Genomic DNA, 10,618 nt, shown 5'->3' with positions numbered 1-10,618 from the left:
GCGGGTATCCCAGCGCTGCGCGCTGGGCAGGGACGGCCCCCGCTGCGCGGGGGCAGGTGACGGAGTGTGAGGCCCCTCGCTGCGCGAGGGGGTGGCCGCTATGCGGCCGGCCTTTCCTTCGCTGCGCTCTGGTCAGGCCCTCGGCTGCGCCGAGGATGCCCCGGGGGGCTTCGCTCCCCCGGGGCACACCCCTTGCCGGGCAAGGGGTGTGAGGCCGTTTCACGGCCTGAGGGTCCGTCCGCTGCGCTCCCGGACCGGTCCGGCTCCGCCGGACGGCTGGTCAGGTGGCCACGGTGGTGGGTCAACTGCCAGGGTGCTCACGGTAGGTGATGCACATGTACCGTTGGCAGATCCGCAACACTCCCACTGCTTCAAATGTAGGGCCTAGACCCACTCTGGAGCCACGGCCTACCCCCTCCGCAGGGCCCAACCGCTCTCCACTCCCCCGCTCAACCCCTCCCGGCATGCCCACGGAGCACCACGGCCCGAGGAGCCCGAGAACAGCTCAGCGTGGCCCTGAGCTGGGCTGATACCTACTCCAGGGCACTCCCCGGAGCACTCCCGGAGCACTCCCGGAGCACTCCCGGGGCACTCCCGGGGCACTCCCGGGGCACTCCCGGGCGCTGCCCCGCCCTCCCCCGCCCGGAGACCCGACCCCACCACCCACACCACACAGAGACCGTGAAAAACCCTCACCTGACACTCCATCAGATATCCCAACTTAAATCAAACCGTCGCCACAAAAAAAACACCAAATTCACCACCCATCAGAAAATGACCCACCGTACAAATCCCCGAACGCCGGAAACACCACCAACTAAAAACCCTGACACCACCAAGAAATTACCACCCCGAAACCACACCCAAAAAACACTCTGTACCAACACACGTACCACCCCTGCCCGAACCAGTGCCGCCCGCACCCGTCAACAACGGGGCCGGAACAGCCGGCCTTCTCTCGGACGCGTCCACCCCTGCTCGCGGTGTGCAGCACCCGGCGTCAGAACCGGCGCGCGCGGCCCCGCCGACGCGCGCGAGGGGACCGGCAGGCGCCCGATCCCGCCGATGCAGGCTCTACCCACTCCCCACCTGGACACGCCGCCTCGTACGCGCGGCAGGCATTCACGGACAGCTCAAGGACCGCGCCCCGGACAGCCCGCTATTCCCCCTCATCACAGTCCAGGACGGCGAACAACTCCACCTCACCGCAACAAGAATCCGCTACCACCTGAAGCCCGCACCGTAGAAAGCGACACCAACCGCACCCATCCCCCACCATCAGCACCCAGCCCCTTCCACCACAGCCCCCACCAGCAACAACACACCCCACGCCACACCGACCAACAACAAACCGACCCGCACCATCACCAAAAACATCAGCACCAAATCGGCAATCGTGTCACCACCCCACGACCATCTCAACAACACAGACACCACAACTACCGCACTGACATCACAATGCCGAACCACCACCGACAAACACCCGCAGACCACCACTCTGCCGCCATGTTTCGAGGTCTCGAAGTCCACCGCCCACCGGCGCTTCGTCATCTGGTCCAGAGCCGGTGCCTGGGGCCGGCTACACCAGGCAGTGCTCGACCGCATCGACGAGTGCGGCCTGCTCAACCCGACCCGCGTGGTCCTCGACTCCACCCACGTACGGGCCAAAAAAGGGCGAACTCACAGACCCGAGCCCCGCGGACCAGGGCAAACCGGGTTCCAAGATGCACGTCCTGTCGGACGCGAACGAACTGCCCCTGACCGTCGGCATCTCCGCCACCAACACCCACGACAGCCAAGGCCCGAAACCCATGACGGCCAGCCCCCAAACAAGACACAACCCCCACCACAGCCGACACTACAAACCCCACAAACCCCACACCGACAAAACATACGACATCCCCGACCCGCACAGACAGCTCCACAGCAAACAAAACGGCATCCGCACCACCCGCAAGAAAGTCGAGTCCAACGAACGGTCAGGACACCGACGTTGGATCATCGAACACACCATCTCCTGACTGACCCACTACCACAGACTCAACCACCACTACCAACACCACCCCCACAACAACCTCACCTTCCCCAACCCCACCACCACCCCCCGCCACTACAAACAACACCCCCAACTCACCACACAAGACACCATCTAAATCCGGCATTTACCGCGGCAAGCCGTACAATGCCGCGGATGCCAGTCGTGCCGCTGGTGGTAGTGGTGCGTGCTGAGGGCAGGCTTCGAACGCCTGGATCACCAACCCTGCGAAGCGTCGGGAGGCCATGACCTGGGTGGCGGTCGATGTGGCGTGGATCCCCTTGTTGGCCATGAGTATGAGAATGAGGTCGTCCAGGACGAAGTCGGGCCGCAGGTGCCCTGCTTCCTTGGCTCGCTGGGCCAGTTCGGCGACTGCTCGCACCGTGTACTCACGGCTCGCGGCGACATCCGTTACCGCCGGGAAAGTCGACAGGAAGGCTTCGGTGAAACCCCGATCGCGGGCGTGCAGCTCACAGATCTTCTCGATCACCAGGCACAGGCCACGCCACGGATCAGGATCTGCGCACCCCTCGTCGACAATGGCGCGGCAAGCGTGCAGCTGGTCCGCGAAGGCATCGGCGACCAGCATCTGCTTGGTCGGAAAGCGACGGTACAAGGTGGCAGGTCCCACCCCGGCACGCCGCGCGATCTCCCGCATCGGCACGTTCAGACCGTCGGCAGAGAACAGCGCTCGGGCCGCGTCGAGGATGCGTTCGCGATTGTCCAGCGCGTCGGAACGCAGGGTATGAGGCAGATGGTCGGTCATCACTCTCACTTTGCCTGAACGGACGGGGGCGTCCGCTACCGTCCCGGAACGTAGCAGCTCGCCGAGATCATCGGGGCGCGCAGCACTGGGATCCAGCCCCGGCCGCGGCGTGAAGCCTCCCGCCAGTCGGCGGCGATCGGTGGCGGGTAGGGATCAGGATCGTGCTTGAGCGGTCCGAGAACGTGGAGACGACATTGAAGGCAATCGTGATCCAGAGGTTCGGAGGTCCTGAAGGTCTGGCTGTGGTCGACCTGCCGGCTCCCGCACCTGCTGCCGGGCAGGTGCTGATCGCCACCGAGGCGGTGGGCGTTGGTGGTGTCGACACCGTGATCCGAAGCGGGGCTCTGGCCGCCTACGGCTTCAAGGAGGGCCACATTCCGGGCGGCGAGGTGGCGGGCTCCGTGACCGCGGTCGGTGACGGCGTCGACGCGTCGTGGATCGGCCGCCGGGTGTGGGGCTTCACCGGCACCGGCGGAGGCTACGTCGAAGAGGCCGTCGCGCCGGTCGAGGAGATTCTTCCCCTGCCCAGTGGCTTGTCCGCCGTCGACGCGGTGACACTCGGCAGTTCCGGTACGGTGGCCCACTTCGGGCTTCGCCACGCCCATTTCGCTCCTGGGCAGACGGTCCTTGTACGTGGCGCGGCCGGCAGCATCGGGATCATGACAGTGCAGCTCGCCGCTCACGGTGGTGCCGCCGCGGTGGCGGTCACGACATCGTCGGCCGAGCGCGGCGAGCGGCTGCGCCGTCTCGGCGCGACCCACGTGCTGGAGCGCTCCGGGAACGGAGGGGAAGAGGCTCCCGCGGGCTATGACGTCATCATCGACGTGGTTGCCGGTGAGGACATGCCGTCGTTCTTCGACAGGCTCAACCCGAACGGCCGCATGGTCGCCGTCGGCGCCGTCGCAGGCCAGCCACCAGCGGACTTCGGCACGAAGATCATGGCGGCGTTCCAGAAGTCGATGTCCTTCGCCGCATTCAGCGCAGCCACCGTCACCCAAGCCGACCGGCGTGCCGTGCGCAGCGAGCAGTTCGCCGCAGCGAGTCGCGGCGGGATCGAAACGGTGGTGCACGAGCTGCTGCCACTGGACGGAGCCGTGCTGGCGCACCAGAAGATGGACACGGGCGAAGTCTTCGGCAGGATCGTGCTGACACCGTAGCCCCTGCGCTCCCCATCTGTGTGGGTGTCCTTCTCGTGCACCGTGGCGGGCCGGGCCGGTACTGACTTCGGGCACTGCCTCGACGGTACGGCCGGCGCACACGAGGAAGAAGCCTCCGGGCCGGGCGGTCAAGCGGCCTGGCCGAGGTCGGCGGCCATCAGATCCTGCTCGCGCAGCGGGGGGAAGTCGACGTCGAGCTTTGGGTCGCGCTCCTCCAGCAGCCGCATGAGCCCCGCCCGCTGAGCGGCGCTCATGCGGTCATGGATGCCTGTACGGATCGAGGCGTTCACCTCGGTGCGGATCTTCGAGGCCATCTTGTCGCAACTCCCAGCGCAACCCCTGCCGCAGCCCCTGGCGAACCGGGCCGCCCGGCTGGGCCTACAAGTCGAACTCCAGGTGCTCCACGTCCGTGAACCGGACCTCTTCCAGACTTCCGGCACGACGGCCGCCGTCCTGGAAGTACACCTCCTTGAGCGCTTCGGCAGCGATCTCCCGCAACTGCTGGTCGCCGGCGCCGGCCTCCTGCGCACCGAATAGACGGGCGGCGTGACGGGGCGGCAGGGCGACGGTCAGGTGCCGGATGCGGTCCTGGTCCGTCGACCCGATCGGAGCGGTGTAGCCGAGGCGGGCTCGGGTGTCGATGACGATGCCGTCGGTCGTCGCCGCTCTCTCTTTTGCCTTCGCCCGGATCTGCGGCTGCCACCGCTTCTTCACCTCTGCCTCCAGCCGGGCGGCGAGGTCCGGGCGGGGCTTCTTGATCTGGTTCTTCACGTACCGCTCCACAGTGCGCTGGGACACCCGCAGCATCCGGGCGACCGCCCGGGTGCCCTTGAGCTGCTTGACCAGGTAACGCATCTGCGCGCCGGCCGACTTCGGCACCGGGCGGGTGAACGCCTTCTGCACCGCGGCATCCAGGCCATCCCCGAACATGCTCATCGGCGTCCTCTCCTACTCTCCGCTGTCGACGTCGGTGACGGTGCCGTCCTTGATGTACCGGGCGAGGTTGAGCTCCGGCGCATTGAACCGCTCCCGCACGCCCTCGCCCCACAGCGTGGTCTGCGTGCCCTCGTGCTTCACCAGGCCCGGGTTGACCCCGAGCTTGAAGCCGCCGGGCAGCGGCTTGCCCTGACGGTAGGGCAGGAAGTCCAGCGGCGAGGGCCCGGAGGCCGCGTAGACGACGCAGTCGGACAGGATCGCGACCGGGCACTGCCCGGTGAACGCCGCGTGCTTGACGATCTTGCGGTGCAGGTTGATCCGGGTACGCGAGATGACCGCCGCACGGATGTCCGGCCGCCACGTCGGGCGGGACAGGGCGCGCCACGGCTCGCCCGGCCTCCAGCCCTCGCCCCGGGGCCGCTCGCGCAGCTTGCCCAGGCCGCCCTTCACCGTCGCCTTGACCGCCGAGACGACAATCGCCAGCTCCGGGTCGCGGCTGCGGTAGCCGTCCATCGCGGCGAGGAAGTCGGCCGGCGACAGGTCGGCGCCGGCGCCGAGGTCGGCCATCGTGGCGAGGTAGGCATCACGCAGCCGGTTGTACCAGCCGTCCAGGTAGCGGCCGTTCTCCCGGCGCACCCACGCCTCCACAGGCCGCACCTCGTAGCCCAGCTCCACCGCGTATGCCACGGTTGGCGTCGCGTACCAGGCCGGCCCTTCCGGGCACTCGCCCTTCGGCGTGAACGGGCTGGGCAGCAGCGCGCCGTCCAGCTCCACCCACTCCTTGCCGACCTTCACCCGGGACAGGTCGACGTGTGACAGGTCCACCAGCCACGAGCCCGGCAGCTTCGGGTCGAAGACCGGATGCGTGACATGCGTCGGCGCTCCGAGTCCGACGAGCAGGCCGTTGGCTCCCGCCGCGAAAGCCATGTTCACGTCGATTCCGACCAGGTGACGCAAAGTGCACTCGGCATCCGTCATCGGCCGTGCCCAGTCGTACGCCTCCTCGAACAGCTTCTCCCCGGGACCGCGGACGTGGAACCGGGGCAGGTCCTTGAGAACCGGGTGGCCGTCGGGAGCCTCGCACGGCGCCGGGTCGACTGGGTCCTTGCCCAGCGAGCCGGGGTTGTGCTCGGAGTGCCGCTTGCCGTCGGCGTCCGGCTCGGAGGCCCGGGTCGCCGGGTGCAGCGCGGTCATCAGCTCCAGGCCGGTCACGGCCGTCGAACCGCGGGGCGTCATCACCCGGGACGCGTACACGCCCAGCACGCGGGCGAGTTCGGCCGGCGGAAGTTGCCCGGCCTCGCCCCAGTGCCGCGTGTCGAGCGCGTTCCACGACGGGATGCACAACTGCACGCAGGCCCGCTCCGAGCCGGTGGCGGGACGGTAGATCCGCGCCCATGGCCCGAACCCACGCTTCGTCAGCTTCCACTCCGCGCGGACCAGCTGCTTGATGACCTTGTGCCCCTCCGGGAGCCGCCCGGCGAGCCGCTCCTCGTCCGTGAGGGTGGTGGGGAGGCCGTAGCGCTCCAGCGCGGCCTCGGTGAGCACGAGCAGTGGGTCGGCGTCCTTGCCCGGACCGGACAGTTTCGTCTGACCGAGCCTCGCCTCCTTGAGCGTCCAGTCCACCAGGGACGGCAGGCTCTTGGCCGGCACGTCCAGGACCAGGCCGCCAGTGCAGTACGCCAACATCTTCCCGTCTGCATCAACGTCCAGAACCGCCAGCGGCCCGTTCTCGAACCGTGGATCGGCTCCGCCCGCAGGGATCGCGGTCGGGGCTGCCTTCCGCGCACCCGGACGGCGCGACGTCGACGACGACCGGGTGGTGCGCGCCGGACGCGGCGCGGCCTCCGGAGCAGCGACCTCGGGAGCAGGGCCGGGCTGGGTGTTCCCCGTTGCAGACATGACCGCTGCCTCGGGCGCCGGGCCCGGGGACAGCGTCCGCGATTCCGCCGGGGCGGCGACGGCGGTGAACTCGGCCGGCACCGCAGCCTGATGGACGGTCATGGCCACGTCGCCCGGGACGGGGTAGAGCTCCGCGAGCTTGTCCAGCAGCCGGGCGTACGCGTCCCGCTCCGGCGGCCGGGGCTCGGTCTTGCCGGACTCCCACCCGCTGACCGTGGCCCGCCGTACCATCAGCGCGGTGGCCACCTCGTCGATCGTCAGGCCGTGTGCGGCACGCAGCCGCTTACGTTCCGCCGGCGGCGGCAGCGTGGCGCGGGACGCGAGCAACGCGTCGACCGCGTCGAACAACTCGGACATGGAACACCTCCACATGAACACCCTACCCCGCAAAACGAGCGAATCGCGTACGTTCGCCGTACACATTGCGTACGTATCGCGTTCGAGGATTCGTGTAGAGGAAGCCCGCAGTTGATCTCTCGTAACGAAGGTTGACCGCCAGGTTCTCTCACCGAAGGGTGAGTGATCGTTCAGGGTCGGCTGTCCGGGGAGATGGGTAGGGGAACCAGTACGCGTGTACGGCGATCCCTTCACGACGGTGGACGGCGCCGTCCACCGTCGTGAACAACAGCGCTACGTCGGCCGTCGAAGTGCCACCCGAACTCCCTTAAAAGCGCTGCTCCGCGACGTGTACGGAACCACCGCGGAGACCGCCTGAACTGGGCCGACATCGGTGTCTGCGTCCGGCCCGGCATCGAACTCGGCCTCGGCTCGGTCAGAGCGGCAGTGTTATGCCGAGTTCCTGCATGGCGGTGGAGGGCGGGCCGCCCTCGGAGCGCTCGGTCTTGTAGCCCTTGACGCGCGGTTCGAGCGTACGCGGGTCGACCGCTTCGGCGGGCGCGCCGGTGGCGTACAGACCTTCGGGCTCGCAGTCGCGGTCGTGCGGCAGGAGCCAGAAGACGCGGCGGCGGAACGTACCCGAGGCGCGGGAGGGCTTGGCGGTGGGGCCCAGGAGGGCGTAGCCGACCATGCGGCCGGCGCGGTGGTAGGCAGGTTTGGCCTTGCGGGACGGCAGCCGGTCCAGGCTCTGGCGCACGTAGTCGAGGTCGGTGATGTCTTCCAGCCACACGAGTTCGGTCTCGTGGCTGATCTCGTCCTCGGTGATCAGGGAGCTCATGCGGTGGCTTCCCTCTCCTGGTCGGCGAGCAGTCCGATGCCCGGGTAGTACTTGCGCTGGTTGGACGTCATCATCTGCTTGGGCGAGGCCAGCCCCACCAGTTCCCGCGTACGGGCGGCGAACGCACGCGAGGACAGGGCGGCTGCGCCCTCATTCTGACACCACGTTCGGTAGACGTTGTAGAGCCCGGCCTGCTCGGCACGCAGCTCGGGCCCGATGGTGCAGCACTCCTCGTAGAAGCGGCCCGTGTGGTCCTCGGTCTCGGCGTAGGCGGTGGTGGCGATCCGGACGCGTTCGGGTCCGGTGAGGTCGCGGTCGCCGGCAAGGTAGCGGCGGGCGCCGTCGATGAGCCAGGCCAGGATGCCGGGGCCTTCTTCCGTGACGAGGATGTCGGCCAGGTTGTCGATCTTGCGGTGGTCAGGGACGGTGTTCTCGAACGGGATCAGCCGCATACGGCGCCAGAAGGCGAAGCCTCCGGTGCCGACTTCGGGCCGGTGGTTGCCCACCAGCAGCAGCTTGTGGGTCGGGTCGAAGCTGAAGAAGTCCTGGCGCATGCGGCGGGCCTTGATGCGGTCGCCGCCGGTCAGCAGTTTGACGCGGGCCTCGTCGAACTTGTCGCCGGGATTGACCTCGGAGCAGACGATGACGCGCCGGCCGTGGAGTTCGGCGAGATCCGTGGGATGGCCCTCGTAGGGGCGGGCCATGAGGAAACCGGGCGGGGCGGCATCGGCGTAGTCACCGAGGAGCTTCATCAGTACATCCAGCAGGACGGACTTGCCGTTCTTGCCGGCGCCGAAGAGGAAGGGCAGGACCTGGCCGCCGACATCGCCGGTGACGGCGTAACCGAGCAGCAGTTGCAGGTAGCCGTTCATCTCACGGCCTTCGGTGTCCAGGCCGAAGGTGTCGGTCAGGAAGGCGTTCCAGCGCGGGGTGGGCGTGACACGGGGGCCGACTGTGGTGGACCGTGAGTGGAAATCCTTGTTGGGGTCAGGTGTCTTCACCAGGCCGGTGCGCAGGTCGACGATGCCTTCCGGGGTGCACAGGGCATAGGGGTCGGCGTCCAGGCGGGTGGCGTTCAGGACCATGCCGGGAGCGGACTTTGCCTGGGTGAGCATGGCGTTGATGCCGGCCGTGGACAGGGCGCGGCGACGGTGGCGTTGCAGGGCCTGCGCGGTCAGCGCGCCGTGGGGGTCCTGGGTGGCGATGTTCTCGGCGAGGTCGCCGGCCGCCCACAGGACGGTGTCGTCCTCGTCGATCTGCCACCGGGTGGTGTCCCACCGGTACCACCCGATGCCGGGGACGTGCCGGAAGTCCTGGGCGTACAGCTTCACGAACAGCTTGGCGTTGCCGCGGTCGCTGAGAGTGTCCGGGAGCAGCCCGTCGGCCGTGGCCTGCGATCCCGGGGCGGCGGGGGCGCCCGCCTGGGCGGGCAGCGGGAGCGCGCCTTGGCTGCGGATCTGTTCGGCGACGGTCTGGGCGTCGAACTCGAACAGGGTGTTGTCGTTGCCCGCGGCGGTCATGGGCGGCTCCCGGGGTGCAGGGGGCGCTTGAGCCCGGCGGTCAGGCCGCTGCGGATGATCTGCTCGGCGCGGTGTTCCTGGCCGGGGCGGGCGGCTGCCGCGGCCTCCCGCAGGGCTCGCTCGGCGGTGTCCTGGGTGAGGCGGCCGGCGGCGACGAGTCCGCCGAGGGTGTAGGCGGCACGGTTGAGGGCGTCGGAGAATCCTGCCCCTTCGGAAACCTGTCCGCAGGCCTCTACGGGGGCCAGGACGGCGGTGAGCGTACGGCTGGTGCGGGCGCGGCCACCGCCCGCCGCCAGGACGGCCTGCTGGGCCCGGGGCGGCACCGGCCGGGGGGCGGGAATGCCGGAGGTCGGCAGATGGCCGGTGCGTTCGAGTTCGTGGGCCAGCCAGGACGGCAGGACGGCGGGCCGGCGGACCTCGCCGAGGGGGGTGTAGGTGCCCGCTGTGGTGGTGGTGCCGGGAGCGACGATGTAGCCGCCGTGGGCGCGGACGTCGACCTGCCAGGCGAGGGCACGGCCCTGGCTGGAACCGCTGGAGCACTGCCAGCGGCGGTTGTCACCGGTCCTGTACCAGACGTGGAGGCCCCCGGACGGCGTCCGCACGCGCAGGGTGGAGTCGTCCACGGCGGGGCTCGGAACGCCCCTCAGAGCGGCCAGGACGGCCAGGGTGTGGAATCCCGTGGCCAGACCGGTGAGGTCGATGTGGTCGCCGATGGGGATCCCGGGAAGGATCCGGTCACGGCTGGGCGGCTGGGCCTCGTGGGCGTCGATGTCGATGACGACCAGGCTCGCGGGCCCGCAGGCGACCGCGACCCCGAAGTGGGGGTTGGCTCCCCACCAGCGGTCGATGCGGCGCTGGTCGAGGGTGGCGGCGTGGAACCCGTGACACCAGCGACCGGCGGGCAGACAGGCGCAGCCGGAGTGGGTGTGGCCGGGGCGTCGGCAGTCGGGGCAGTTCGCGGCCGGTGTCTTGCGGCCGACGGCCAGGGGGTGAACCGGCCAGCCCCTGCGGGCGCACTGCCGCGCCGTGGCCAGTGCGAGCTCAGCGACTGACGGCCCGGTGGCGGGGTGACGTGCGTCGTTGGGCGGAAAGCGCAGTTCAGCAGACACATACACACCCTGACAGCGACTG

9 protein-coding genes and 1 pseudogene are annotated in these 10,618 nt (G+C 69.0%); 2 read left to right on the top strand and 8 right to left on the bottom strand.

What is annotated here, in order from left to right; genetic code table 11:
• Positions 1 to 1,278 precede the first annotated feature (1,278 nt).
• Positions 1,279 to 1,530 carry a hypothetical protein gene (locus ACFVUT_RS22915; protein ID WP_389653828.1) on the bottom strand — a complete coding sequence of 84 codons (252 nt, stop codon included), beginning with the start codon at positions 1,528 to 1,530 and terminating at the stop codon, positions 1,279 to 1,281.
• On the opposite strand from ACFVUT_RS22915, the pseudogene ACFVUT_RS22910 reads away from it, so the two are divergent.
• Positions 1,499 to 2,153, top strand: a pseudogene (locus ACFVUT_RS22910) (transposase); the annotation flags it as partial. The gene ACFVUT_RS22915 and the pseudogene ACFVUT_RS22910 overlap by 32 nt on opposite strands.
• 9 nt (positions 2,154 to 2,162) lie before the next feature.
• On the opposite strand, the gene ACFVUT_RS22905 reads toward ACFVUT_RS22910, so the two are convergent.
• Positions 2,163 to 2,801: a TetR/AcrR family transcriptional regulator gene (locus tag ACFVUT_RS22905; RefSeq protein ID WP_389653812.1), complete on the bottom strand. Its 639-nt coding sequence runs from the start codon at positions 2,799 to 2,801 to the stop codon at positions 2,163 to 2,165.
• A 194-nt stretch (positions 2,802 to 2,995) separates the two neighbouring features.
• Between ACFVUT_RS22905 and ACFVUT_RS22900 the strand changes: the two genes are divergently transcribed.
• Entirely contained in the window at positions 2,996 to 3,958 is a 963-nt protein-coding gene (locus ACFVUT_RS22900) for a zinc-binding dehydrogenase (RefSeq protein WP_389653826.1), read from the top strand.
• Between the two features lie 128 nt (positions 3,959 to 4,086).
• Here the strand turns inward: ACFVUT_RS22900 and ACFVUT_RS22895 are convergent, their stop codons facing one another.
• The 6 genes from ACFVUT_RS22895 to ACFVUT_RS22870 form a co-directional block, all read right to left on the bottom strand.
• Positions 4,087 to 4,272: a hypothetical protein gene (locus ACFVUT_RS22895; protein ID WP_389653810.1), complete on the bottom strand. Its 186-nt coding sequence runs from the start codon at positions 4,270 to 4,272 to the stop codon at positions 4,087 to 4,089.
• A 64-nt stretch (positions 4,273 to 4,336) separates the two neighbouring features.
• Positions 4,337 to 4,894, bottom strand: coding sequence for a telomere-protecting terminal protein Tpg (gene tpg, locus ACFVUT_RS22890; protein WP_389653808.1), 558 nt, complete (start codon positions 4,892 to 4,894; stop codon positions 4,337 to 4,339).
• Positions 4,895 to 4,906: 12 nt separating this feature from the next.
• On the bottom strand, positions 4,907 to 7,150 hold the full coding sequence (gene tap, locus ACFVUT_RS22885) for a telomere-associated protein Tap (protein WP_389653806.1): 2,244 nt from the start codon (positions 7,148 to 7,150) through the stop codon (positions 4,907 to 4,909).
• A 415-nt stretch (positions 7,151 to 7,565) separates the two neighbouring features.
• The gene (locus ACFVUT_RS22880) at positions 7,566 to 7,967 is read right to left on the bottom strand and encodes a DUF6009 family protein (protein WP_389653804.1); all 402 of its coding nucleotides are present in this window, start codon (positions 7,965 to 7,967) and stop codon (positions 7,566 to 7,568) included.
• The gene (locus tag ACFVUT_RS22875) at positions 7,964 to 9,487 is read right to left on the bottom strand and encodes a phage/plasmid primase, P4 family (protein WP_389653802.1); all 1,524 of its coding nucleotides are present in this window, start codon (positions 9,485 to 9,487) and stop codon (positions 7,964 to 7,966) included. Before ACFVUT_RS22875 ends, ACFVUT_RS22880 begins: the two co-directional genes overlap by 4 nt.
• Positions 9,484 to 10,596 carry a bifunctional DNA primase/polymerase gene (locus tag ACFVUT_RS22870; RefSeq protein ID WP_389653800.1) on the bottom strand — a complete coding sequence of 371 codons (1,113 nt, stop codon included), beginning with the start codon at positions 10,594 to 10,596 and terminating at the stop codon, positions 9,484 to 9,486. The genes ACFVUT_RS22875 and ACFVUT_RS22870 overlap by 4 nt, the downstream gene beginning before the upstream one ends.
• Positions 10,597 to 10,618: the final 22 nt, after the last annotated feature.

It is taken from the genome of Streptomyces sp. NPDC058051 (genome assembly GCF_042885475.1).
Lineage (GTDB): Bacteria > Actinomycetota > Actinomycetes > Streptomycetales > Streptomycetaceae > Streptomyces.
Note: the sequence above shows the minus strand (reverse complement) of the source record. Positions and strands in the feature narration are given on the sequence as shown.

What these genes read in the sequence shown, in the direction of transcription:
- ACFVUT_RS22905 (WP_389653812.1), bottom strand. Translation starts at nt 2,801, where the DNA reads ATGACCGACCATCTGCCTCATACCCTGCGTTCCGACGCGCTGGACAAT.
- ACFVUT_RS22895 (WP_389653810.1), bottom strand. Translation starts at nt 4,272, where the DNA reads ATGGCCTCGAAGATCCGCACCGAGGTGAACGCCTCGATCCGTACAGGC.
- tpg (WP_389653808.1), bottom strand. Translation starts at nt 4,894, where the DNA reads ATGAGCATGTTCGGGGATGGCCTGGATGCCGCGGTGCAGAAGGCGTTC.
- tap (WP_389653806.1), bottom strand. Translation starts at nt 7,150, where the DNA reads ATGTCCGAGTTGTTCGACGCGGTCGACGCGTTGCTCGCGTCCCGCGCC.
- ACFVUT_RS22880 (WP_389653804.1), bottom strand. Translation starts at nt 7,967, where the DNA reads ATGAGCTCCCTGATCACCGAGGACGAGATCAGCCACGAGACCGAACTC.
- ACFVUT_RS22875 (WP_389653802.1), bottom strand. Translation starts at nt 9,487, where the DNA reads ATGACCGCCGCGGGCAACGACAACACCCTGTTCGAGTTCGACGCCCAG.